The following is a 23,437-nucleotide window of genomic DNA, read 5'->3' as shown; positions in this document are numbered from 1 at the left end:
AGCTATGTACACACAGACAAAAGAGCAGGGTAAACAGATACGTGTGGAAGAGTATGCGGACCTTGTTAAGCGTATAGCCCATCATATGATGGTGCGAATGCCCGCCAGTGTGCAGCTCGATGATTTGATTCAGGCCGGCATGATCGGTTTACTTGAGGCCTCGCAGAAGTACGATGGCACCAAAGGCGCTAGTTTTGAGACATACGCCGGTATCCGCATTCGTGGTGCAATGGTTGATGAAATGCGCCGCGGCGATTGGGCGCCACGCTCAGTACACCGCAACAGCCGGCGGGTTGCCGAAGCGATTAGCCGGGTGGAGGGGCGCGAAGGGCGCGATGCCGAAGATGCCGAAGTGGCGGACGAGCTTGGGGTCGACCTCGACGAGTACTACAGTATTTTAAACGATACCAATGCCAGCCGGCTGTTTAGCTACGAAGAGACCTTTGATGACGACGCCAGCGCCGTGGATATCGCCTCGACCAGTGAATTTGCCAATCCCCAGGAAACTTTTACCTCATCAAGCCTAAAGCAATCGCTCGCGCAGGCGATAACCCTATTACCGGAGCGAGAAAAGATGGTGTTGGCGCTCTATTACGACCAAGAGTTAAACCTTAAAGAGATTGGTCAAATATTAGGCGTTAGCGAGTCGCGGGTTAGCCAGATACACTCTCAGGCGGCAGCACGGTTGCGTGCCAAGCTATCGGATTGGGGTCGATTAGATTGACCAATGGGTAAAATCCCAGTAATTTCTCGGCTCGCAGAGGTTGAGCGCAGGCGTTTACGCTAACGCAGCTCGCTCGGCGTACCATCGAATTTGAGTTACACACACTCCCGCGCGGGTAGACGGAGGACGCATTGGATAAAAACATGAAGATTCTCATTGTCGATGACTTTTCGACAATGCGACGGATCATTAAAAACCTGTTGCGCGATTTAGGTTTCGCCAACACCCACGAGGCGGACGACGGTGTTACAGCCTTGCCGATGCTAAAAAGTGGTGGGTTTGATTTTTTAATCACCGACTGGAACATGCCCGGAATGAGTGGCATTGAGCTGCTGCGCGCGGTGCGTGGCGATGAAAAGCTCGGCTCATTGCCGGTGCTAATGGTTACTGCCGAAGCAAAACGCGATCAGATCGTGGAGGCGGCTCAAGCCGGTGTTAATGGGTATGTGGTGAAACCTTTTACGGCTGCGGCCTTGAAAGAAAAGATCGAAAAAATCTTCGAACGTGTCGGTTAAGTTACCGCCGCGTCGTTGTCAACAATAAGGCACAGCGATGACTTCTGATATCCAGGAAAGGGACAATCAATTTTTTGTCCAAGAGATTAAAGAAAGTGCCGGTCTGCTGGTAGAAAAGCTACAGGGCAATGACTTTGATGCAGCCTCCCGCTTAATCGAGTCAATCACCGAATCACGCAATCAGCACCTGTATCAATCCGTGGGTCGACTGACCCGTGGCTTACACAGTGCCATCGTCAATTTCAATGTTGAAGGCGACCTTGATGGCGAGCCTCCCTCCATCGAATCATCGGAAATCCGCGACGCCTCTGATCGATTAAAGTACGTTATTGAGCTAACGCAAAAAGCGGCTGACAAAACCATGGACATGGTGGAAGAGGCCGCGCCTATTGCCATGAACCTGGGGCAAGAGGCAAAGTCATTGCGCAGCGAATGGGTGCGCTTAAAAGATGGCGACATGAACGCTGAAGAGTTTCGCTCGCTCTACTCGCGCATGGATGACTTTTTAATTCAAATGGACTCGGGCACCGAGCTGTTAGGGCGCAACCTACAAGAAATTATCCTGGAACAGGGGTTTCAGGATTTAACCGGCCAGGTGTTGAAGCGAGTCATGGGGCTTATTGCCGAAGTCGAGCAAGATCTGGTGAGCCTGGTGCGTATTGCCGGCCAGGTCGAAGAAATTACAGGTTTGCAAGTTGAAGCCGATAACGAAGGTAGAACGCGTGTGGTTGATCGCTCCAACGGCGAAGGCCCACAAATAGATACCAGTAAAAATGATGTGGTTTCCAGTCAAGATGATGTGGACGACTTGCTTTCCAGTCTCGGCTTTTGAGGGTTTCATAAATGGGGTTTGGTGACGACGAGGAAATTCTCCAGGACTTTTTAGTAGAGGCCGGTGAAATACTTGAAAATCTCTCTGAGCAACTGGTGCAGCTCGAGCGTCAGCCGAATGATGCCGATCTTCTCAATGCGATCTTCCGTGGCTTTCACACCGTTAAAGGCGGTGCTGGGTTTTTACAGCTGACCGAAATGGTCGAGTGCTGTCACGTCACTGAAAACTTGTTTGATATTCTGCGCAACGGTAAGCGATCGGTCACCCCCGAGCTAATGGATGTGGTGCTGGAAGCGCTCGATGTTATTAATCAGCAGTTTGATAACGTCTCGCAGGGGCAGCCGCTTAACGCTCCGGCCCCGGAGCTGATTGCAACGCTTGAGCGCTTAGTGGCCTGCGAAGATTTACAGGCGCCTGCGTCTGCCGCCGAAACACCGGCGCAGCCATCAAACGTCGTCACACCGGCACCAACGGGCAACTCTGGCGCGATGATTCGCGCTGGAAGTGACATCACGGATGACGAATTTGAAAACCTACTGGATGCTTTGCAGGCCGAGCCCGCGCAAACGCCCAGCGCGGCGGCCTCAGGTAATGCCAGTGTAGGCGCCGGCCGGTCAAGCTCAAACAGCGATGAAATGTCGGAAGACGAGTTTGACGCGCTGCTCGACCAGTTGCATGGCAAAGGTCAGGGCCCCGGTGTGATAGCCGACAGTGATCTTGCGACAAAACAACCCGGTAGTGATCAAATCAGTGACGATGAGTTTGAAGCGTTACTCGATGAGCTGCACGGTAAGGGTAAGGCGCCGACCGTGGCCGCCTCTGAGTCTGAACCAAGCCCCCAAGCGGGTACCCCTGCCACAAGCGGCGATGAGATCTCCGATGACGAGTTTGAGGCGCTGCTCGATGAACTGCACGGCAAGGGTAAGCCCCCTGCAGTGAGTGCGAGTAACGCGGCCGAGAAATCGGTTAACGAGCCTGCGCCGGAACTCGATAAGCCGGCAGCACGTGCGCCAGAGCCAGAGGCGATAGCGAATGAGGGCTCTGCAGCCAAAGCCCCCTCTGCGGTTCAGCCAACGTTAAGCGCCGCGCCTAAGCCTCAGGCGCCAGAGGCGGGCGGAAAAAATGCCGTGCAAGGCGAAACCACAGTGCGGGTTGATACTCAGCGGCTCGATGAAATTATGAACATGGTGGGCGAGCTGGTCTTGGTGCGAAACCGTCTGGTTCGGCTGGGTGATAGCGCGCAAGATGAGGCGTTAAGTAAAGCGGTCGCCAACCTTGATGTGGTGACGGCCGATCTGCAGACGTCGGTGATGAAAACCCGAATGCAGCCTATCAAAAAGGTGTTTGGCCGCTTTCCTCGGGTAGTGCGAGATTTGGCGCGCAGCCTTAAAAAGGAAATTAATCTCGAGTTGGTTGGCGAAGAAACCGACCTGGATAAAAACTTAGTAGAAGCACTTGCCGACCCGCTGGTCCACCTGGTGCGCAACTCAGTGGACCACGGTATTGAATTGCCGGAAGTTCGTGAAGCGAGCGGCAAGGCTCGCCAAGGTAGCGTTATTTTAGCCGCCGAGCAGGAAGGGGATCATATCTTGCTGTCGATTACCGACGATGGCGCCGGTATGGACCCGGATAAGCTGCGTAAAATCGCTGTTAACAAAGGCTTGTTTGATGAAGATGCGGTACAGCGTTTAACCGATGCCGAAGCATTTGATTTGATTTTTGCACCCGGCTTCTCGACCAAAGTTGAGATCTCGGATGTGTCTGGCCGTGGCGTCGGCATGGATGTGGTAAAAACCAAAATCAACCAGTTAAACGGCTCGATCGAAATCGAATCGACCATGGGTAAGGGCACACGCATTAACATCAAAGTGCCGCTTACGCTTGCCATTATGCCGACGCTGATGATTATGCTGGCTAACCAGACGTTTGCTTTGCCTCTGGTGAGCGTGAATGAAATCTTCCATATGAATCTGCGCAAGTCCCATGTGGTGGACGGCCAGGAGTGTGTCGCTGTTCGTGATCAGGCGATACCTATCTTTTATTTAAAAAACTGGCTGATTAAAGGTGAAAGGGTGGATGCCCGCTCGATGGAAGAAGGGCATGTGGTGATCGTCACTGTTGGCACCCGTCGAATTGGTTTTGTCGTCGACCAGCTTATTGGTCAGGAAGAAGTCGTGATTAAGCCGCTGGGTAAGATGCTTCAGGGCACCCCGGGTATGGCCGGTGCCACTATCACGGGCGACGGCACCATCGCCTTGATACTCGACGTGCCAAGCCTGCTTGCACATTATTCTAACTCGTAGCGTCTGGGGTCGGTCGCGGGCGTCCTCCAGACGTACAAGTTGAACAGCCATTTTAGTGGAGTACTCCCATGCCCGTACGGGTGTTGATCGTAGACGATTCGCAATTTTTTCAGACTCGTCTTAAACAAATTATCAGCCAGCATCCCGGGCTCGAGGTTGTTGGCGTGGCGAGTAATGGCCAGCAAGGCGTAAGTTTGGCCAGTTCGCTGAAGCCCGACGTGATCACCATGGACTTTGAAATGCCGGTCATGGACGGCGTTACCGCAGTGCGCACGATTATGGCCGAGCGCCCGGTTCCCATCTTGATGTTCTCCTCACTTACCTACGAAGGGGCTAGAATTACCCTCGATGCCCTGGCGGCCGGTGCGGTAGACTTTTTACCAAAAGATTTTGCGGAGGTCTCGCGTAACTCTATTGTCTTAACGCAAAAGTTACACGAGCGGTTGCTGACCTTGGCGGCTGGCGCCAAAAGTGGGGCGCCGTCTGTGGCAAAAGCTCCCGAACCGAAGCGCCCTCAAGATATAGACTTTACTCGTCAGCCCAGCCCTGCGCAGCTAAAGCCGCGGTCTCGCCCCAGTGGCGCCAAGCCTAGTTTGGTGGTGGTGGGGGCCTCTACTGGTGGCCCGGTCGCGCTTATGGAGGTGCTGGCGAGTTTACCCGCGGGTTTCTCGGTGCCAATTTTATTGGTTCAGCATATGCCGGAAAATTTTACCCGGGCATTTGCCGAGCGACTTAATAAGCAGTGCGCCATTGAAGTTCGTGAAGCCGTCGACGGTGATTTGGTTAAGCCCGGTCTTGCCTTGTTGGCCCCGGGTGGGAAGCAAATGATGATTGACCGGCGCGGAGTGGTTAAAATTTTGCCCGATGACGAGCGGGTAAATTATAAGCCGAGCCTCGACATTACCTTTGGCGCAGCGGCCAATGCTTATGCCGATCGCGTGTTGGGTGTAGTGCTCACCGGTATGGGCTCAGACGGCTGCAAAGGTGCCGGTTTATTAAAGCAGCGCGGCGCTCAAATATGGTCGCAAGATAAAGACAGTTGCGTGATTTACGGTATGCCGATGGCGGTTGCGCGTGAGAACTTAACCGATCGTGTGTTAAGTCTGAAAGAGATAGGCCCCGCCTTGGCCGCCGAGGTGCGCTAGTGGATGTTTTAAGTATTATTGGCGTGTTGATGGGGTTTGCGGTCATTATTGGCGGCAACTTTATCGAGGGCGGTACCTTATCATCGCTGGCAAATTTTCCGGCGGCGTTTATCGTGCTTGGTGGCACCGCGGGTGCCGCCATGCTACAAACACCTAAAGAGTGTTTGATTCGTTCACTGCGTATGATTCGCTGGGTGTTTCGCCCCCCGGAATTTGACTATCAGCAAGGCGTCAATAAAATTACTGAATGGTCATTAACCGCTCGCAAAGAGGGGCTGCTTGGGTTAGAGCGTTTGATTGATAGCGAGGCGGACCCGGTTGCGCAAAAAGCGCTGGCGTTACTGGTGGATGGCAACGAGCCAGATACTATCCGCCGGGTCATGGAGGGCGACTTGATACTCGCCGAGCAAAATCATCTGGACGCGGTTAAGTTTTACGAGAGTATGGGTGGCTATGCGCCGACGGTGGGAATTCTCGGGGCCGTTATGGGGCTTATTCATGTTATGCGCAATTTGGCCGATCCTGAACAGCTAGGCCCCGGCATCGCGGTAGCATTTGTTGCCACCATCTACGGGGTGGCACTGGCCAATTTATTTTTTCTTCCTATCGCTAACAAATTGCGTATGTGCGTCGACCGTGAAATACGTTATGGCGAAATGTTTATCGAGGGTGTGTTAGGTATCGCCAATGGCGAAAACCCGCGTGCGATCGAGGTTCGGTTAAGTGGTTATCTCGATAAATAGGTCTGCTTATGCCTAGACGCCGCAACCGCGAGTTGAGCGTTAATCACGAGCGCTGGTTGGTGAGTTACGCCGATTTTATTACGTTGCTGTTTGCTTTTTTTGTGGTGATGTATTCCATATCTCAGGTGAATGAAAGTAAGTATCGGGTACTTTCATCCACACTGACCGATGCATTTGACTCGCGTACACGGACACCCGCTGCAGCCAAAGGGGAGGTGTCACCATTACCGATTCCGCCGCCGGTTGCGGCACCTGATGCCGGTAATTTACCGCACTTGGAGCAAGCGTTTAAAAACGAGTTTTCGGGCCTGATTGATGAGCAGCTTATGCAGGTCTCCAGCAATGAGATGTGGTTGCAGGTCGAGCTGCGCGATAGCATTTTATTTTCGTCGGGCAGCGCCGAGGTGAGTGCTACGGCCGGGGAGATTTTTACCCGGGTAGCCCAGATCATTGCCAAGGTTAACAATCCGGTGCAAATCGAGGGGTTTACCGATAACGTGCCGATTCAAACCGGGCGCTACCCCAGCAACTGGGAGTTGTCATCAGCGCGTGCGGCGGCCATTGTCAAGTGGCTTATTGACGATGGCGTGGCGCCTGCCAGATTGGCGGCTGTGGGCTATGGCGAGTACCAACCGGTTGCGTCAAACGCCACCGAACAGGGTCGCATGCAAAATCGCCGGGTGGCCATTATGATTGCGCGGGATCAGCGGGTTCGGCCGCAGGCGGTTAAACCGACTCCGGCACAAGAGCGCGAGCCGACGGCTGCTGAGAGTAGTGTTGAGCCCGTCGAATTGGATGATGGGGAACTGCTCTATAGCAGTGATCCGGATTTGCCCCGTGTTAATAACGGCAACTAGCAAAACCTGTTTGGCGCAGGCAGCAGGGCATGAACTTTGCTGAAGGATGTAAATACCGGGATCTGCTAACGCTAAATTGACGCTTGGCATTTGAGTTAACTTTTGATGAGAAGAGTGTTGTGAGAGTCTGGACAGTGGCCAATCAAAAAGGTGGTGTGGGTAAAACCACCACCAGCGTTACGCTTGGGGGCTTAGCCGCCGAGCACAAACGCGTTTTGCTGCTCGATCTGGATCCCCATGGTTCTCTGACCAGCTATTTTCGTCAAGATCCCGACACTTTAACGCGCAGCGCCTATACGCTGTTTTCTCAGCGCGAGCGCCTTGGCGAGGGTGCGGGGTTTGTAAAATCTTTGATTTTCGCGACGGACTACCCGAATCTTGATGTTTTGCCAGCGGCCACGTCTTTGGCGACTTTGGAACGTCGCGCACTGGGCCCCGATGGCTTGGGTTTAGTGGTTAAACGTGCCCTGGCGCTGTTAGCCGATGACTATGATCTGGTTATTATCGACACACCGCCCTTGTTGGGCGTATTAATGGTTAATGCGTTGGCCGCTTGTGATGAGTTGCTAATACCCGTGCAAACAGAGTTTCTTGCCCTGAAGGGCCTGGAGCGGATGGTTAATACCTTAAATATGATGGCTAAGTCCCGGCGCCAAAAGCTCGAGTACACGATACTGCCGGCTCTATTTGACCGCCGCACACAGGCATCGGTCAGCACTCTGCGCACCATTCGGTTCGATCACCCAGAGCATACCTGGGCTGGTAAAATTCCGGTGGATACTAAGCTGCGCGATGCCAGTAAAGTCGGCGTCCCGCCGAGCCTTTACGAACCTGAAAGCCGCGGGGTTGAGGCTTATCGCTCGCTCTATAAGTGGCTGAAAAAACGCGAGCAGAATGTTGCGCAAGGCGACACTCAAGGGGCGGTAATCGGGGGTGGAGTGTGAGCGCCAATAGTGTAAACGACCTGCTGCAAGACTACTTTGACGAGCTTTTGAGTGAAGCGCCGGGTACTGCCGAGCCCGCAGCGTCGCAACCGCCTGCTGCGTCCGGGCGAGAGGCGGAGCAGGCGGTTGCGGCGCCGCTGGATGTGCTCGACAGTGACGTGCGTCGCGATCAATTGCAGCAGTTACTTTATAGCGCCCGGGCATCACTGACCCAGCACATGTCTGAGCCCGAGGCGAGCGGGCAAGCGCATTCTGAGGCAACGACAGCGCCAGAGCCGGCAGCGCTTAAGCCTAAAGCGCCCATCACTCACGAGGTGCCGGCCGATGTGTTGCAGCCAGTTGCCGAGCCGTCGTCTGTGCTCGATCAGGCCTTGCAGTGGCACAGCAATGGTCGGCCCGTTTGGGCGCAGGAGTCGTTCGAGGTTTTATTGTTTACCGTTAGCGGCTTAACCTTGGCCGTGCCCTTGATTGCGCTGGGGCAAATTCAGCCGCTCACCGACGAGTTGACCCCACTGTTCGGTCAGGCGGATTGGTTTATGGGGCTACAGCCAACCCCGTCCGGCAAGGTGCGCACCGTTAATACCGCCAAGTTTGTCATGCCCGAGCGATATGATCCGGCGTTTGTCGAGTCCGCCCAATATGTGGTGTCTATCAGTGGGGTGCCCTGGGGGCTAGCGGTCGATAACGTCGAGCAGCCGATGCGGCTGAACCCCGATGATGTTAAATGGCGCAGCTCTCGCTCGAAAAGGCCATGGCTAGCCGGGACGGTAAAAGAGCACATGTGCGCATTATTGGATATACCGATGATGGCTAAGCTCTTGACCGACGCCGACCGTAACAGCCGCAAATAACACGCGCGGCGCTGCCGGGTTTTAGCGGTGAGCGTGTAATAAGAGTGCAAAACCTGCGGGGTTTTGGCTTACACTGAAGAAAATACAGTTGTGGCCGATAACCTTACACACGCCGTGGCTGACGTAGCCTCTGGCCAAGGGGCAATCGGTGCAAGCAAGTATTAGCACCTAATAATTTTGTGCGAGGATCAAGCATGGCAAATAATGCCAATCAACAAAAAAACGCTGACGATGCAATACTGCAGTGGGTAACCTTCCGTCTGGATGGTGAAACCTATGGCATTAACGTAATGCAGGTGCAAGAGGTGTTGCGTTACTCGGAGATTGCCCCTGTGCCTGGTGCGCCGGCCTATGTGCTGGGCATCATTAATTTGCGTGGTAATGTGGTTACGGTTATCGACACCCGTCACCGCTTTGCCCTGCCAGCCGGGGAGTTAACCGATAACACCCGAATCGTGATCATCGAAACGGACAACCATGTCATCGGTATTTTGGTCGATAGTGTTGCCGAAGTGGTTTATCTTCGTCAATCCGAGATCGAAACGGCGCCTAACGTGGGTAACGAAGAGAGCGCAAAATTTATCCAGGGCGTTTGTCATAAAAACGATGAATTGTTGATTCTGATCGAGTTGAATAAGCTGCTAACCGACGAAGAGTGGGTTGAGCTGGATGATATTTAACCTGTTGCAGGGCTGATTATGGGCGCACTTGCCGACGTTCCCGCTGGGGTTGTTATCGCGCTCGCGGCCGCTGTGGGTGTGGCGATACTCGCTTTATTGGTGGCCGTTATGGCTGTGCGCCAGGGCAATCGGGCCACCCAGCAAAGCCGTCAGGCGCTGGCGCGGCTAGAGCGTGAGCTGGCGCTGCTACAAAGTGGCGCAGTGGGCATGGGGCAGCGCATTATGGCCATGGAGTCGCGTAAAAACACCCCGGTTGATACCTCGGGCGGCGACAGCCGCCTTAAACCTTACTCTGAGGCCAGCCACTTGTTGTCCCTTGGGGTTGACCGTGATGAGGTGGCAAATCGCTGCGGCCTGTCTCGTGCCGAGGCCTCGCTGCTGGATGCACTGCGACATAAAAAACAGCCTTAAGATCTGGTGCAATGCTAGGGCTTTTTGTCGGCGGCGCCCCTAAGGCGCCTGCCAGCGGTTATTGGGCGTTAAAAAGTTGCCCGTTAGTTTCTATACTATCCTTCCCCATTAAATACAGATACAGCGGCATCAAAGCCTGCGGAGTTTTAAGCTCGGTAGGGTTTTCGGCCGGGTAAGCGGCGGCACGCATGGCTGTGCGAGTGGCGCCTGGGTTAATACTGTTGGCGCGAATTCCCGTTACTCCCTCGAGCTCATCGGCCAGAGTTTGCATCATGTTCTCTTGTGCGGCCTTGCTGGCCGCGTAAGCTCCCCAGAAGGCGCGCCCCTGGCGGCCAACGCTCGATCCGGTAAAAACGATCGAGGCGTGTTCGGGTTTTTCCAGCAGTGGCAGTAGCGCCTGAGTCATCATAAAAGGGGCGTTGACGTTGACCTGCATCAGGCGCTGCCAGGTGTCGGCGGCGTAATCCCGGATGGCGGTGCGATCACCCAGCTCGGAAGCGTTATGCAGTACACCATCAAGCCGGCCAAACTCCTCGTTGAGGGTGTCACACATATCGCGATAGTCTTTCTCTACCGCTCCTTCCAGGTTCATTGGGTAAATCGCCGGCTGGCTGTGGCCGGCGGCCTCGATGGCGTCGTATACCTGCTCGAGCTTACTCATGGTTCGGCCAAGCAAAACAACGGTGGCACCGTGTGCGGCGTAGGTTTCGGCCGCGGTGCGCCCGATACCGTCTCCGGCACCGGTTACTAAAATAATCTTGTCCGACAGTAAATCACTGCCGGGCTGGTAGCCGTTTGGTAGCGTGTTTATGTGCTGTTGCATGGGGTTAACCTGTTGTGTGTCGCTCTTGGATAAGTTGGGCAATCAGTGGCGCCAGCTCGAGGCTGTGGTTGACGGTATAGTCGGCCTGCCACTGGCTGGGGTCGTCGTCCTCTGCAATATAGCCGTAGCCGCAGCCGATGGTGACGGCGCCGGCGCGGCGGCCGCACTCGATATCGCGGATATGATCGCCGAGATAAATGATTTGGCTCGGCTCGCACTCAAAGTGGCGTGCGGCCAGTAATAATGATTCCGGGTCTGGCTTACGGTGGGTGACATTGTCGGGGCAGATGACGATGTCGGGTGCCGGCTTGAGGGCCATTCGCTCTAGCAGCGCCTCAGTGTAGAGCTCTGGCTTGTTGGTGGCGATGCCCCAGTCGATACCGCTGCGTTTAAGGTCGTGCAGCAGTTCCACAATACCGTTAAAGGGCTGGGTGTAGACGGCGATATGCTGCATATACAGCTCCAGCAAGCGCTCGCGCAGTTCCCCGAACCCCGGCTCGCCCTCGGTACAGTTAAACCCTAGTTCAATCAGGGCGCGAGCCCCGTTTGATACCGTGCGCCGGATAGTGTTGTCGGGCAGCGGGTCAAGATTATGCTCGTGGCGCAGCTTGTTAAGTACCACAATAAAGTCGCCGGCAGTATCAAGTAAGGTGCCGTCGAGATCAAAGACAATAGCGCGGATAGGCAGCGAGGTAGGGCTCACGGTGTCTCCAGGATAAGGTTTAGGCGCGTTAGCCAGCTTTAGTGGTGCGCACAATATAGTTGACGTCTACATCCCGGGGGGCGAGCGAAAAGCGCTTGCTCAGAGGGTTGTAACGGATCCCGGAGATGTCTTCCAGGTCTAAATTAGCGCGTCGCGCATAGCTGGCAAGCTCCGAGGGGCGAATAAATTTTTGATAATCGTGTGTGCCTTTAGGCAGTAGCCCCAGAATGTACTCGGCCCCCACCACGGCAAGCCCCCAGGCTTTAGGGGTGCGGTTGATGGTGGAAAAGTAGACGCTGCCGCCGGGTTTTACCAGGCTGGCACAGGCGGCAATAACGGAGGCCGGATCGGGCACGTGCTCCAGCATCTCCAGGCAGGTTACGATGTCGTAGCGCCCGGACTGTTCGGCCGCTAGCTGCTCGGCGGTGCATTGTTGATAGTGAATTTGCAGGGCGCTTTCGGCGGCGTGGGCACGGGCGACAGCCAGGGGCGCCTCGCCCATGTCAATGCCGGTGACCTGGGCGCCGCGCTGGGCCAGTGCTTCGGCCAAAATACCGCCACCGCAGCCAACATCCAGCACCTCGCGCTCAGCGACCGGCGAATACTGATCGATGTAGTTGGCGCGCAGTGGGTTCATGCCGTGCAGTGGCTGAAACTCGCCCTCTAAGTCCCACCATTTATCGGCCAGTTGTTCAAATTTGGCTATTTCCGCCTCGTCTGCGTTCAGTGGGCTCTGGCCTTGGCTGGCTTCGGTTGTGTGCTGCGTCATAAGTGCTCCAATAGTCAGCTTGGGTTGCCGGAGTGGCGGACTTTTTTGGCCCAGTGGCGTGCTTTAGCGGCGATATCCCGCTCGTTGAGCGTTTGCAGGTGGCCCGATAACAACAGTGCTTTGCCTGCCACCCACAAATGCGACGCTTTGATTGCCCGGTTGTTGTACACCAGCGTCGCGGCGATGTCGTAATTGGGCTCGGCGCGCAGCTCGTCCAGTTCAAAGGCGACAATATCGGCTGCTTTGCCGGGTTCGAGTGAGCCGGTAATGTCATCAATGCCCAGTGCGCGCGCGCCATTGAGCGTCGCCATCTGTAACGCCTGGTGCGCACTTAGTGCACTGGCATCGCCTGCGACGGCTTTGGCCAGTAGGGCCGCTGTGTGCAGCTCGCCCAGCATCGATAAATCATTATTGCTGGCCGCACCATCGGTGCCAAGGGCGACGTTTACGCCGGCCGCCGCAAGTTTTGCGACCGGACTAAAGCCGCTGGCGAGTTTGAGGTTGGATTCGGGGCAGTGGATGACGTGGCTGCCGCTGCTGGCGAGGGCCTCGAGATCGCTGTCGTTAACCTGTGTCATGTGTACACACTGCGCCAGTGGCGACAGGACACCCAGTTCGTGCAGCCGCTCGATGGGCCGCTTGCCGTGCTGCTCAAGCGAGTCTGTGACTTCTTTGGCGCTCTCGTGCAGGTGAATATGAATTGGGGCTTCCAGCTCCTGGGCCAGTACCGCGATCCGCTTGAGGGGCTCATCGGAGACCGTATAGGGCGCGTGAGGACCAAAGGCAATGCGGATTAGGTCGTCGGCGCGGTATTCGTCGTGGAGCGCCAAGCCTTTGTTGATGTAGTCATCCGGCCCCTCGCCCCAATTGGTGGCAAAATCCAATACGGGGAAGGCAATTTGCGCGCGCATGTGGGCGCGGCGCGTTACCTGAGCCGCCTGCTCGGGGTAAAAGTACATGTCGGCGAAACAGCTGGTGCCCGATTTAATCATTTCGGCAAGCGCAAGCTCTGTGCCGTCGCGTACGAACTCCCCATCCACCAGACGCGCTTCGGCGGGCCAGATGTGGTCGTTTAGCCAGGTGTCGAGGGGGTGATCATCGGCGAAGCCGCGCAGCAAAGACATAGCCGCGTGGCCGTGGGTGTTGATAAGGCCAGGCATCAGGACGTGGCGCTCAAGGCTGACGGTTTGCTCGGCGCGATAGCGCTTTTCGGCCGCGGCGATAGGCAGTATTGCCACGATCTGTTGACCGTTGATGATCAGGGCGCAGTCTTCGTATACGCGCCCGGCGGGAACGATCGGCACGATCCAGCGGGCTTTGATCATTAACCGAATGACTTGCTGGTTGGGCATAGTGGCTCCTGAACGACGGCAACATCCTGACGGGCCCATAAGGGCGGTCGGCGCGAGTATAACTCAAACGCGGGTTTTGGCGTGAGGCCTGGCGGCGATTATGTGGCAGCGGTAGGCACCTATACGTCTGATTTTATGGTAATATTACGCCTTTTACGTCCGCGCGAAGCACTCTCGCGGGGGATATGTGTGTCGCGGGCGCCACCCCGGCTCTGACAGCAGTCAACACAATAAGGAAAGCGTTAATCCATGGGCGATTTAGCGAAAGAAGTATTACCCGTCAGTATTGAAGATGAGCTGAAGCAATCTTATCTGGACTACGCCATGAGCGTGATCGTGGGGCGAGCACTCCCCGATGCGCGAGATGGCTTAAAGCCTGTTCACCGGCGTGTATTGTTCGCCATGAGCGAGCTGAATAACGATTGGAACAAGGCTTACAAAAAGTCGGCCCGAGTGGTCGGTGATGTGATCGGTAAATATCACCCCCATGGTGACTCGGCTGTGTACGACACCATCGTTCGTATGGCGCAGCCATTTTCGCTGCGCTACATGCTGGTCGATGGTCAGGGTAACTTCGGTTCGGTCGATGGTGATAACGCCGCCGCGATGCGTTATACCGAAATCCGCATGGCCAAAATCTCCCACGAACTGCTTGCCGACCTCGATAAAGAAACCGTCGATTTTGTTCCCAATTACGACGGCACTGAGCAAATCCCCGATGTATTGCCCACCCGTGTGCCCAACCTGTTGGTGAACGGCTCATCGGGTATCGCCGTAGGTATGGCGACTAATATTCCGCCGCACAACTTAACTGAGGTTGTAAAAGGGTGCCTGGCGTTAATTGATAACGAAGACATTAGCATTGATGAGCTAATGGAAATTATCCCCGGGCCAGACTTCCCCACAGGGGCGATTATTAATGGCCGCGCGGGTATTTTGCAGGCCTACCGCACCGGTCGCGGGCGTATTTATATTCGCGCTAAAGCCGAGGTTGAGGTCAACAATAAAACGGGTCGCGAGACCATTATTATTCACGAAATTCCTTACCAGCTTAACAAAGCGCGCCTGATTGAGCGTATTGCCGAGCTGGTAAAAGAGAAAAAAATCGAAGGCATCAGCGAGCTGCGCGACGAGTCTGATAAAGACGGCCTGCGCATTGTGATTGAGGTTAAACGCAATGAGTCGGGCGAGGTGCTGCTCAATAACCTCTACACCCAAACTCAGCTGCAAAATGTGTTTGGTATCAACATTGTGGCGCTGGTGGATGGCCAGCCCAAAGTGCTTAACCTTAAAGAGTTGCTGGAGGCGTTTGTACGCCATCGCCGCGAAGTGGTAACGCGCCGCACCGTTTATTTGCTGCGCAAGGCGCGCGAGCGCGGTCATATCCTTGAAGGTTTGGCTGTGGCGATTGCCAATATCGATGATGTGATTGAGCTGATTAAAAGCTCGCCATCGCCGGCTGAGGCCAAAGAGGGCTTAATCGCCCGCGGCTGGGATGCCGCCGAGATGGCGCCGTTTTTAGAGCGCGCCGGCGAAGATGCCTGCCGCCCGGAAGACTTACCCGAGACCTTTGGCTTGCGCGATGGCAAGTACTACCTGTCGCCGGCACAGGCCCAGGCTATTTTGGAGTTGCGCCTGCACCGTTTGACCGGCATGGAGCACGACAAGCTGCTGGCCGAGTACAACGAAAAGCTTTTGCAAATTGCCGAGTACTTAGAAATTCTGGGCAACTTTGCCCGCTTAATGGAAGTGATCCGCGAAGAGCTGGAGCTTATTGTTAAAGATTACGGCGATGAGCGTCGCACCGAAATTACCGCTTCGACGCTGGATTTGACCGAAGAAGATTTAATTAATGAAGAGCAGCGAGTCGTTACGCTGTCTCACGGTGGTTACGCCAAAAGCCAGCCACTGGCCGATTACCAGGCGCAAAAACGCGGTGGCATGGGTAAATCGGCAACGGCCGTTAAAGACGAAGACTTTGTGGAGCATCTGTTAATTGCCAGCACCCACGATACGATTTTGTGCTTTACCAGCGCGGGCAAAGTGTATTGGCTGAAGGTGTACCAAATTCCGGTGGCCGGTCGTCAGTCGCGCGGTCGTCCGGTGGTGAACCTTATGCCGTTGGAAGAGGGCGAGCGCGTTACCTCTATCCTGCCAGTCAAAGAGTTTGATGCCGATCACTTTGTGTTTATGGCAACTCAAAACGGCACGGTTAAAAAGACGCCGCTGGATCAGTTCTCGCGTCCGCGCAGTGTAGGTTTGCGTGCAATCGCGCTGGATGAAGGCGATAGCTTGGTATACACCGCGATTACCAATGGCGAGCGCGACATTATTTTGTTTGCCTCTAACGGTAAAGCGGCACGCTTTAACGAATCTGCTGTGCGCAGCATGGGCCGTATCAGTCGCGGTGTGCGGGGCATTCGAATGGCCGAGGACAACTCCGTGATCGGTATGGTGGTGCCTGTTGAGAATGGCAAAGTGCTTACCGTTAGTGAAAATGGTTATGGCAAGCGTACCGACGTCGAAGAGTTTCCGGCTAAAGGCCGCGGCGGTCAGGGCGTTATTGCTATGACCGCCAGCGAGCGCAACGGGGCACTGGTCGGTGCCGTGCAAGTATTGGATGGCGAGGAGCTGATGCTGATCTCCGACCAGGGCACGTTAGTACGCACCCGTGTTGATGAGGTCTCCGTGTTAAGCCGTAATACCCAAGGCGTGCGCCTGATTAAACTGCGTGAAGGCGAGCATATGAGTGGCCTTGCGCGCATCGAAGAAACCGAAGATGAAGATCTCGAGGTACTGGGTGATGCATCGGGCGAGTCGGCAACCGAGGAATAGGGCGCTATGAGCGATACCAATACCGAGCGCGAGCAATTGCTGGCGCTGCGCGATCGCATTGATGAAATTGATGCGTCTATTGGCGAGCTGATATCTGAGCGCGCTCGCTGTGCGCAAAAAGTTGCCGAGGTTAAATCGGCCAGCGGCTCGGACGATGTTTTATTCTATCGCCCCGAGCGCGAGGCTCAGGTGTTGCGCAAAGCCATGGAGCGCAACCAAGGTCCGCTAAGCGACGAAGAAATGGCACGCCTGTTTCGCGAAATCATGTCGGCCTGCCTGGCTTTGGAGCGCCCAATTAAAGTGGCTTATTTAGGCCCTGAGGGAACCTTTACTCAGCAGGCCGCGCTTAAGCATTTTGGTGCTTCGGCGGTGGCTATGCCGTTTTCGGCCATTGATGAGGTGTTCCGTGAAGTTGAAGCCGGCGCGGTTAATTACGGTGTGGTTCCGGTAGAGAACTCCACCGAGGGGGTGGTAAGCCACACTCTCGATAATTTTATGGGCTCTAACCTTAAAATTTGTGGTGAGGTGGAGTTGCGGGTGCATCATAATTTGATGGTGTCTTCTGTTACCGACGTTAAAAGCATTTCACGTATTTACTCTCACGGTCAATCGCTTGCCCAGTGTCGCAAGTGGCTGGACGCACACTACCCCAAGGCCGAGCGCATCGCAGTATCCAGCAATGCCGAGGCTGCGCGCCGCTTAAAAGGCGAATGGAATGCAGCCGCTATTGCGCCAGAACGGGCGGCAGAGTTGTACGACTTACAGATTGTGGCGGAAAAAATTGAAGATCAGCCCGACAACAGCACCCGCTTTTTGATTATCGGTACGCAGGATGTGCCCGCCAGCGGTATCGATAAAACCTCTCTGCTGATTGCTATGCGCAACCAACCGGGGGCGCTGCACAATTTATTGGCTCCGTTTCATGCTCACGATATTGACCTGACGAGGGTCGAGACTCGCCCTTCACGCTCGGGCGTTTGGACCTATGTGTTTTTTGTGGATTTTACCGGGCATATTGATGACCCCGTCATTCGCACCACATTAGATGAGGTGTCGTCTCGTGTGAGCGATTTAAAAATCCTGGGTTCTTACCCTAAAGCCGTATTGTAAGGATGTCGGCAGTGTCAGAGCCTGAGTTTAATCAGCCAGCGGTTGGTAAGTTAGTCGTCATTGGGCTGGGGCTTATTGGTGGCAGTGTTAGTGCGGGCTTGCGTCAGCAAAACGGTTGTCGCGAGGCAATTGGAATTGTCCGTAACCAAGAAACCATCGACGTAGCGCTTGAGCGCGGCGTCGTTGATCGAGCTTACCTTAACCTAAGTGATGTTGCCCCAGAGTTAGGCGCGGGCGATGTTGTTTTTGTGGCCGTGCCCACCTTGGCGATCGAGTCTGTGTTGCGGGATATTCAAGCGCAGGTCAGCGCTGAAGTTACCATTACCGATGGCGCTAGTGTGAAGGGCAGTGTGCGCGAGGCCGCTATTAATGTGTTTGGCGAGGTGCCGGTTAATCTGGTGCTGGGGCATCCGATTGCCGGCTCCGAACAAAGCGGTGTGGCGGCAGCCAACCCCTCGCTGTACCAAAAGCACCGTGTGATATTAACCCCCGAAGCTTCGACCGGTGAACAGCATCTGGCGAGGGTAACCACATTGTGGCAAACCCTTGGCGCCGAAGTGTTAACCATGACGGTGGCCGAGCACGATGAGGTGTTGGGTGCTACCAGCCATTTGCCTCACGCCATTGCCTATTCGCTGGTCGATACTCTGGCTCATGATATCGGCAACCCCAATATTTTTCGTTATGCCGCGGGCGGCTTTCGCGATTTTACCCGAATCGCCTCCAGCGACCCGGTAATGTGGCACGATATTATGCGGGCCAATCGTAGCGCTGTGCTGCATTCGTTGGATAAATTCGTCGATAACTTGCTGCGCTTGCGCGACGGCATAGAGCGCGAAGACGGCGAGTATTTGCTCGGGGTGTTTACCCGCGCCAAAGCCGCTCGCGATCATTTTACGCGTATGCTGGCAGGCCGCGCATTGCAGGACTCGGCCGCAGTGGCGCCGGCAAAACTACGGGTGAAGCACTCATCCGGACTTACCGGGCGCCTGCGCGTGCCGGGCGACAAATCTATCTCTCACCGCGCCATTATGCTCGGCTCGCTCGCCAATGGCACCACCGAAATTACCGGTCTGCTCGAGAGCGAAGATTCGCTCGCAACTCTGCAGGCGTTTCGCGATATGGGCGTGGTGATCGAGGGCCCAACCGAAGGGCGAGTAACGGTATATGGCGTGGGTTTGCGTGGTTTAAAAGCGCCTCACAAGCCCTTGTATTTGGGTAATGCTGGTACCAGCGCCCGGTTATTATCCGGCATACTCGCGGCCCAGAAGTTTGCCTCAACCATCACCGGCGATGCATCGCTCTCGGCGCGGCCCATGGGGCGTGTTATCGAGCCGTTAACAGCGATGGGCGCGGTTATTGAGTCAGAGTCTGGCCAGCTGCCTTTAGCGTTTAGTCCGGCGCAGGGGTTTAACGCTATCGATTACCAAGTGCCAATGGCTAGCGCGCAGGTCAAGTCTTGCTTGCTACTTGCGGGGCTCTACGCCAAGGGGATTACCCGGGTAAAAGAGAGTCAGATAACCCGCGACCATACCGAGCGCATGCTCGGGGGATTTGGTTGTACCTTAGAGCAAACCCCGGATGGCTGGCTTACGGTACACGGCGGTAGTGAGCTGACGGCGTGTCAGGTAGATGTACCCGGCGATTTCTCGTCCGCCGCGTTTTTTATGGTGGCCGCCAGTATTACCCCGGGCTCAGATATTCTGCTTGAGCATGTGGGGGTTAATCCCTCGCGTACCGGGGCGCTGGATATTTTGCGTCAGATGGGCGCTGATATCGAGCTGCTAAACCCGGCAACCGCTGGTGGCGAGCCGGTAGCGGATATCCGGGTTCGCTATGCGCCGTTAACGGGGGTTGTTATCCCTACCGAGCTGGTTTCGCGCGCCATCGATGAGTTTCCTGCTCTGTTTGTCGCGGCGGCCTGCGCCTCGGGCACCACTGAGCTCTCGGGGGCTGCCGAGCTAAGGGTGAAAGAGAGTGATCGGCTCGCCAATATGGCGCAGGGTTTAATCGCGCTTGGAGTTCCTGTTACTACACGCGCGGATGGGTTAAGCATCTGCGGGGCAGCCTTGAGCGGAGGCGAGGTTGATTCGGCCGGTGATCACCGGGTGGCCATGGCCTTGGCGTTAGCGGGTTTACGTGCCTCGGGCACTGTAATGGTGAATGGCGCCGAGTGTATCGCATCGTCCTTTCCGGGGTTTGTCGCGCATGCCAAACAATTGGGCATATCCATAGAAGTAATTGATAGTTAACAAAGAGCAGGAAAACCGCTACCGTTGCTCTCGCACGGTGGCCGCTGGGGTGAATTAGTGAAATTTCTCCAGTTCACCTATAATACGCGCCGCCGACACTGGGTCGGCTCCAAATTGACCAACAAATTGTGAGTGGCATGTCCGAGCAATACACACAGACGCACCTAAAACAGCTTGAAGCTGAAAGTATTCATATCATCCGCGAAGTCGCGGCTGAGTTTGATAACCCTGTTATGCTCTACTCGGTAGGTAAGGATTCCGCGGTAATGATGCATTTGGCCATGAAGGCCTTCGCACCGGGTAAACCGCCATTTCCTTTGCTGCACGTAGACACCACCTGGAAGTTTCGCGAGATGATCGAGTTTCGCGACCAGCGTATTAAAGACCTCGGTTGGGATCTTTTGGTGCACATCAATCAGGAAGGCGTGGATATGGGTGTTGGCCCGTTTACTCACGGCAGCGCCAAGCACACCGATATCATGAAGACCCAGTCGCTGAAGCAGGCCTTAAACAAGTATAAGTTTGATGCCGCTTTTGGCGGTGCGCGTCGGGATGAAGAAAAATCTCGCGCCAAAGAACGTGTTTACTCCTTCCGCGACCGCAACCATCGCTGGGATCCCAAAAATCAGCGCCCCGAGCTGTGGAATATTTATAACGGCCGTGTTGATAAAGGCGAGAGCATTCGTGTGTTCCCTTTGTCTAATTGGACGGAGCTGGATATTTGGCAATATATTCACCTAGAAGGCATCCCTATTGTGCCATTGTACTTTGCCGCTAAACGCCCTGTGGTTGAACGTGATGGCACCCTAATTATGGTGGATGACGACCGTATGCCACTGGAGCCCGGCGAGGAAATACAGGAAAAAATGGTACGTTTCCGCACGCTGGGCTGCTACCCGCTCACCGGCGCGGTAGAGTCAGAGGCGGCGACCCTAACTGATATTATTCAGGAAATGTTGCTGACCACTACATCCGAGCGCCAAGGGCGAGTGATTGACCATGACAGCTCCGGCTCGATGGAAAAGAAAAAGCAAGAAGGCTATTTCTAATTAATCGCTTTACGCAATTGCATTGAATCGGTGGCGCCAGGCGCCGCCAATTTGTTAGGCACCGAAAACGCCAAAGGCTAAAAGTTTATGTCCCATCAATCAGAACTTATCGCTAACGATATTGATGAGTATCTCGCTCAGCACGAGCGCAAAGAATTACTCCGCCTGTTGACTTGCGGCAGCGTCGACGACGGCAAAAGTACCTTGATCGGCCGCTTGTTGCACGACTCAAAAATGATCTATGAAGATCAGTTGGATGCGGTTCGCTCCGACAGCACCAAGCACGGCACCACCGGTAACACCATCGATTTAGCTCTTTTGGTCGATGGCCTGCAGGCCGAACGTGAGCAGGGCATTACCATTGATGTGGCCTACCGCTATTTCTCGACCGCCAAGCGCAAATTTATTATTGCCGATACCCCGGGGCACGAGCAGTACACCCGCAATATGGCAACCGGTGCCTCGACTTGTGATTTGGCCGTTATTCTTATTGATGCGCGCTACGGTGTGGTGACTCAGACTCGCCGCCACAGCTATATCGCCTCGTTGCTGGGCGTCAAAAATATAGTCGTTGCGGTTAACAAAATGGATTTGTTGGACTTTGATGAGCAGGCGTTTATCAAAATTAAGTCTGACTATTTGGCGTTTGCACAAAAGTTAGGCATGCAGGATGTACAGTTTGTGCCAATCTCGGCGCTCGATGGCGATAACGTTGTTAACCCATCGGAGCGCTCGGCTTGGTACACCGGCCCAACGTTAATGGAGATTCTTGAGTCAGTTCCGGTGACCGCCGATATGAACTTCGATGACTTTCGTTTTCCGGTACAGTATGTCAATCGGCCCAACCTCGATTTTCGCGGGTTTTGCGGGACCATAGCCTCGGGCGTTGTAAAAGTAGGGGATGCTGTCAAGGTGTTGCCCGGTGGCAACAGCAGTACGGTAAAATCCATTGTCACCTACGATAATAACTTAGATGAAGCGTTTGCCGGGCAAGCGGTTACCTTGACGCTGAACGATGAGATCGATGTGAGCCGAGGCGATATGCTGGTGCTTGAGCGTGACGATGTTAAGCAAACCAACAAACTCAAAGCTCATGTGGTTTGGATGAATGCAAGCGCCGGCAAGATTGGCGGTGAGTATTTGTTTAAATTTGCCAGTCGGGTTGTCAGTGGCCATTTTGATGGGTTGGATTATCAAATCGATGTAAATACTCAAGAGCATCATCCAACCGAGACGCTTGAGCTTAACGATATTTCCGTTGCAAATTTGTCGCTTAGCCAGGAGGTGATCGTTGATAACTATCAGCACAACCGCGCAACTGGTGCGTTTATTGTTATCGATCGCCTGACCAATATCACTGTGGGGGCCGGTATGGTTATTGAGGGGCTGAGTTCCAGCGGTGGCGCTGATGCATCTGGCTCCGCGAACTACAGTGCGTTTGAAGTAGAGTTGAACGCGTTGATCCGTAAGCATTTTCCACACTGGAATGCGCGCGATATAGGCTCGCTGTTAAAGTAAGCTAAGCGTTCAACGTGTGTTAAAAAGAGGAGCTTGCTCCTCTTTTTTTTTGTCGTCAAAAATTGTGAGAAATCTCTTACGCTATTTTCAGCGATGTCTTCATTGCGAATCGTTTGGTTAGTGCCTAACCTGAAAGTGCGCAGGTACCGCGCTTTTATTCAAATATGGAGATTTCTTATGAAACGTCTATTTTGTAGTTTTGTCATTGCTGTTGCCGTCACCGTTTTTGCACCTTTAAATGCCTTTGCCGCCGGCCCCGATACGGAGGCAAGCGTTAGCGCGCCGATTAATATCAACACGGCGGATGTGCAAGCGCTGTCGGAGCTAAAAGGCATTGGTGAGTCTAAGGCGCAAGCGATCATTGCTTGGCGAGAGCAAAACGGCCCCTTCGATAGTGTCGATGAGCTGCTCCAGGTAAAAGGCATCGGCGAGGCAACTTTAAATGACATTCGCAAGAAGGTTGTTTTGTAGGCGCCAAAGCTTATTGCTTTAAGCCGCACCGCAAGCAGCTGTTTGCGGTGTATCATGCGTTTTTGGGTTACCGGCAGGGCTGATTCGATGGCTGATATGGCTGCTGCTGTACAGTAAGCGTCCGCTTTTTTGTCTTGTTTATAATATCCCTTCACGATTGCTGCGAAACTCCCCGAAGTTTGTTTTAATATCGCTCAGGCGGCGCCTTGTCGGTTACCGCGTACTATGGGGGAGATATGTCACAAGCCGGGTCGAATGCCAGTCACACACATCAGGGGCCTCGAATCGTCGTGGCAATGGATTACAGCAATGCAGACGACTGTCTGAGAGTCGCGCATCAGTTATCCCCACAGTTGTGCCGGCTTAAGGTGGGTAAAGAGCTGTTTACCGCTTGCGGTCCACACTTGGTGGAGCAATTGATGAGCTTGGGGTTTGACGTCTTTCTCGATCTAAAATTTCACGATATACCCAATACCACGGCCAAAGCCGTACGCGCTGCTTCGGAGTTAGGGGTCTGGATGGTGAATGTTCACGTCAGTGGCGGGCGGCG

General features: G+C 54.6%; 22 protein-coding genes. 18 read left to right on the top strand and 4 right to left on the bottom strand.

Annotated features, from left to right (window positions below; translation table 11 throughout):
• Nucleotides 1-4 precede the first annotated feature (4 nt).
• The 11 genes from AAC019_RS06060 to AAC019_RS06010 all read left to right on the top strand — a co-directional run bounded on the left by AAC019_RS06060 (nucleotide 5) and on the right by AAC019_RS06010 (nucleotide 10,005).
• Nucleotides 5-724 carry an RNA polymerase sigma factor FliA gene (locus tag AAC019_RS06060; protein ID WP_339897750.1) on the top strand — a complete coding sequence of 240 codons (720 nt, stop codon included), beginning with the start codon at nucleotides 5-7 and terminating at the stop codon, nucleotides 722-724.
• 131 nt (nucleotides 725-855) lie between these two features.
• On the top strand, nucleotides 856-1,239 hold the full coding sequence (cheY, locus tag AAC019_RS06055) for a chemotaxis response regulator CheY (protein ID WP_041523321.1): 384 nt from the start codon (nucleotides 856-858) through the stop codon (nucleotides 1,237-1,239).
• Between the two features lie 37 nt (nucleotides 1,240-1,276).
• Nucleotides 1,277-2,071: a protein phosphatase CheZ gene (locus AAC019_RS06050; protein WP_339897749.1), complete on the top strand. Its 795-nt coding sequence runs from the start codon at nucleotides 1,277-1,279 to the stop codon at nucleotides 2,069-2,071.
• Nucleotides 2,072-2,082: 11 nt separating this feature from the next.
• Entirely contained in the window at nucleotides 2,083-4,374 is a 2,292-nt protein-coding gene (locus AAC019_RS06045) for a chemotaxis protein CheA (protein WP_339897748.1), read from the top strand.
• 68 nt (nucleotides 4,375-4,442) lie between these two features.
• Entirely contained in the window at nucleotides 4,443-5,519 is a 1,077-nt protein-coding gene (locus AAC019_RS06040; RefSeq protein ID WP_339897747.1) for a chemotaxis response regulator protein-glutamate methylesterase, read from the top strand.
• Complete coding sequence (locus tag AAC019_RS06035; RefSeq protein WP_339897746.1) at nucleotides 5,519-6,262, top strand: flagellar motor protein; 744 nt, start codon at nucleotides 5,519-5,521, stop codon at nucleotides 6,260-6,262. The genes AAC019_RS06040 and AAC019_RS06035 overlap by 1 nt, the downstream gene beginning before the upstream one ends.
• Nucleotides 6,263-6,270: 8 nt before the next feature.
• A complete protein-coding gene (motD, locus tag AAC019_RS06030; protein ID WP_339897745.1) occupies nucleotides 6,271-7,119 on the top strand; it encodes a flagellar motor protein MotD in 849 nt (282 codons plus the stop codon).
• 119 nt (nucleotides 7,120-7,238) lie between these two features.
• Nucleotides 7,239-8,063, top strand: coding sequence for a ParA family protein (locus tag AAC019_RS06025; protein ID WP_339897744.1), 825 nt, complete (start codon nucleotides 7,239-7,241; stop codon nucleotides 8,061-8,063).
• Nucleotides 8,060-8,914 (top strand): chemotaxis protein CheW, encoded by an 855-nt coding sequence (locus AAC019_RS06020; RefSeq protein WP_339897743.1) that lies wholly within the window; start codon nucleotides 8,060-8,062, stop codon nucleotides 8,912-8,914. Before AAC019_RS06025 ends, AAC019_RS06020 begins: the two co-directional genes overlap by 4 nt.
• A 194-nt stretch (nucleotides 8,915-9,108) precedes the next feature.
• Entirely contained in the window at nucleotides 9,109-9,594 is a 486-nt protein-coding gene (locus AAC019_RS06015) for a chemotaxis protein CheW (protein ID WP_339897742.1), read from the top strand.
• 18 nt (nucleotides 9,595-9,612) lie between these two features.
• Nucleotides 9,613-10,005 carry a DUF2802 domain-containing protein gene (locus tag AAC019_RS06010; RefSeq protein ID WP_339897741.1) on the top strand — a complete coding sequence of 131 codons (393 nt, stop codon included), beginning with the start codon at nucleotides 9,613-9,615 and terminating at the stop codon, nucleotides 10,003-10,005.
• A 58-nt stretch (nucleotides 10,006-10,063) separates the two neighbouring features.
• On the opposite strand, the gene AAC019_RS06005 is transcribed toward AAC019_RS06010, so the two are convergent.
• Genes AAC019_RS06005 through AAC019_RS05990 form a run of 4 tightly spaced genes read right to left on the bottom strand, consistent with a single transcriptional unit; the run spans nucleotide 10,064 to nucleotide 13,652 of the window.
• Nucleotides 10,064-10,828, bottom strand: coding sequence for a YciK family oxidoreductase (locus AAC019_RS06005; protein WP_339897740.1), 765 nt, complete (start codon nucleotides 10,826-10,828; stop codon nucleotides 10,064-10,066).
• A 4-nt stretch (nucleotides 10,829-10,832) separates the two neighbouring features.
• Nucleotides 10,833-11,531 carry an HAD-IA family hydrolase gene (locus AAC019_RS06000; RefSeq protein ID WP_339897739.1) on the bottom strand — a complete coding sequence of 233 codons (699 nt, stop codon included), beginning with the start codon at nucleotides 11,529-11,531 and terminating at the stop codon, nucleotides 10,833-10,835.
• Between the two features lie 28 nt (nucleotides 11,532-11,559).
• Complete coding sequence (ubiG, locus tag AAC019_RS05995) at nucleotides 11,560-12,300, bottom strand: bifunctional 2-polyprenyl-6-hydroxyphenol methylase/3-demethylubiquinol 3-O-methyltransferase UbiG (RefSeq protein ID WP_339897738.1); 741 nt, start codon at nucleotides 12,298-12,300, stop codon at nucleotides 11,560-11,562.
• Between the two features lie 14 nt (nucleotides 12,301-12,314).
• A complete protein-coding gene (locus tag AAC019_RS05990) occupies nucleotides 12,315-13,652 on the bottom strand; it encodes a TRZ/ATZ family hydrolase (RefSeq protein WP_339897737.1) in 1,338 nt (445 codons plus the stop codon).
• Nucleotides 13,653-13,901: 249 nt separating this feature from the next.
• Between AAC019_RS05990 and gyrA the strand changes: the two genes are divergently transcribed.
• From gyrA to AAC019_RS05955, 7 genes are all read left to right on the top strand, one after another.
• On the top strand, nucleotides 13,902-16,487 hold the full coding sequence (gyrA, locus tag AAC019_RS05985; protein WP_339897736.1) for a DNA gyrase subunit A: 2,586 nt from the start codon (nucleotides 13,902-13,904) through the stop codon (nucleotides 16,485-16,487).
• A 6-nt stretch (nucleotides 16,488-16,493) separates the two neighbouring features.
• Nucleotides 16,494-17,597: a prephenate dehydratase gene (pheA, locus tag AAC019_RS05980; protein ID WP_339897735.1), complete on the top strand. Its 1,104-nt coding sequence runs from the start codon at nucleotides 16,494-16,496 to the stop codon at nucleotides 17,595-17,597.
• Between the two features lie 2 nt (nucleotides 17,598-17,599).
• Nucleotides 17,600-19,849 (top strand): bifunctional prephenate dehydrogenase/3-phosphoshikimate 1-carboxyvinyltransferase, encoded by a 2,250-nt coding sequence (locus tag AAC019_RS05975; RefSeq protein WP_339897734.1) that lies wholly within the window; start codon nucleotides 17,600-17,602, stop codon nucleotides 19,847-19,849.
• Between the two features lie 137 nt (nucleotides 19,850-19,986).
• Nucleotides 19,987-20,898 (top strand): sulfate adenylyltransferase subunit CysD, encoded by a 912-nt coding sequence (gene cysD / locus AAC019_RS05970; protein WP_339897733.1) that lies wholly within the window; start codon nucleotides 19,987-19,989, stop codon nucleotides 20,896-20,898.
• Nucleotides 20,899-20,985: 87 nt separating this feature from the next.
• Nucleotides 20,986-22,416 (top strand): sulfate adenylyltransferase subunit CysN, encoded by a 1,431-nt coding sequence (gene cysN, locus AAC019_RS05965; RefSeq protein ID WP_339897732.1) that lies wholly within the window; start codon nucleotides 20,986-20,988, stop codon nucleotides 22,414-22,416.
• A gap of 177 nt (nucleotides 22,417-22,593) precedes the next feature.
• Nucleotides 22,594-22,887, top strand: a complete 294-nt coding sequence (locus AAC019_RS05960) for a ComEA family DNA-binding protein (protein WP_339897731.1) — start codon at nucleotides 22,594-22,596, stop codon at nucleotides 22,885-22,887.
• Between the two features lie 236 nt (nucleotides 22,888-23,123).
• The coding region (locus tag AAC019_RS05955) for an orotidine 5'-phosphate decarboxylase / HUMPS family protein (RefSeq protein ID WP_339897730.1) at nucleotides 23,124-23,437 on the top strand (314 nt) is incomplete at its 3' end.

This window comes from uncultured Gilvimarinus sp. (genome assembly GCF_963975215.1).
In the GTDB taxonomy this organism is placed as follows: domain Bacteria; phylum Pseudomonadota; class Gammaproteobacteria; order Pseudomonadales; family Cellvibrionaceae; genus Gilvimarinus.
This window is presented reverse-complemented; position numbering and strand designations above follow the sequence as displayed.

What these genes read in the sequence shown, in the direction of transcription:
- AAC019_RS06005 (WP_339897740.1), bottom strand. Translation starts at nt 10,828, where the DNA reads ATGCAACAGCACATAAACACGCTACCAAACGGCTACCAGCCCGGCAGT.
- AAC019_RS06045 (WP_339897748.1), top strand. Translation starts at nt 2,083, where the DNA reads ATGGGGTTTGGTGACGACGAGGAAATTCTCCAGGACTTTTTAGTAGAG.
- AAC019_RS06015 (WP_339897742.1), top strand. Translation starts at nt 9,109, where the DNA reads ATGGCAAATAATGCCAATCAACAAAAAAACGCTGACGATGCAATACTG.
- AAC019_RS05975 (WP_339897734.1), top strand. Translation starts at nt 17,600, where the DNA reads ATGTCGGCAGTGTCAGAGCCTGAGTTTAATCAGCCAGCGGTTGGTAAG.
- AAC019_RS06010 (WP_339897741.1), top strand. Translation starts at nt 9,613, where the DNA reads ATGGGCGCACTTGCCGACGTTCCCGCTGGGGTTGTTATCGCGCTCGCG.
- gyrA (WP_339897736.1), top strand. Translation starts at nt 13,902, where the DNA reads ATGGGCGATTTAGCGAAAGAAGTATTACCCGTCAGTATTGAAGATGAG.
- AAC019_RS05990 (WP_339897737.1), bottom strand. Translation starts at nt 13,652, where the DNA reads ATGCCCAACCAGCAAGTCATTCGGTTAATGATCAAAGCCCGCTGGATC.
- AAC019_RS06040 (WP_339897747.1), top strand. Translation starts at nt 4,443, where the DNA reads ATGCCCGTACGGGTGTTGATCGTAGACGATTCGCAATTTTTTCAGACT.
- AAC019_RS06060 (WP_339897750.1), top strand. Translation starts at nt 5, where the DNA reads ATGTACACACAGACAAAAGAGCAGGGTAAACAGATACGTGTGGAAGAG.
- pheA (WP_339897735.1), top strand. Translation starts at nt 16,494, where the DNA reads ATGAGCGATACCAATACCGAGCGCGAGCAATTGCTGGCGCTGCGCGAT.
- cysN (WP_339897732.1), top strand. Translation starts at nt 20,986, where the DNA reads ATGTCCCATCAATCAGAACTTATCGCTAACGATATTGATGAGTATCTC.
- motD (WP_339897745.1), top strand. Translation starts at nt 6,271, where the DNA reads ATGCCTAGACGCCGCAACCGCGAGTTGAGCGTTAATCACGAGCGCTGG.
- AAC019_RS06050 (WP_339897749.1), top strand. Translation starts at nt 1,277, where the DNA reads ATGACTTCTGATATCCAGGAAAGGGACAATCAATTTTTTGTCCAAGAG.
- cysD (WP_339897733.1), top strand. Translation starts at nt 19,987, where the DNA reads ATGTCCGAGCAATACACACAGACGCACCTAAAACAGCTTGAAGCTGAA.
- AAC019_RS05960 (WP_339897731.1), top strand. Translation starts at nt 22,594, where the DNA reads ATGAAACGTCTATTTTGTAGTTTTGTCATTGCTGTTGCCGTCACCGTT.
- ubiG (WP_339897738.1), bottom strand. Translation starts at nt 12,300, where the DNA reads ATGACGCAGCACACAACCGAAGCCAGCCAAGGCCAGAGCCCACTGAAC.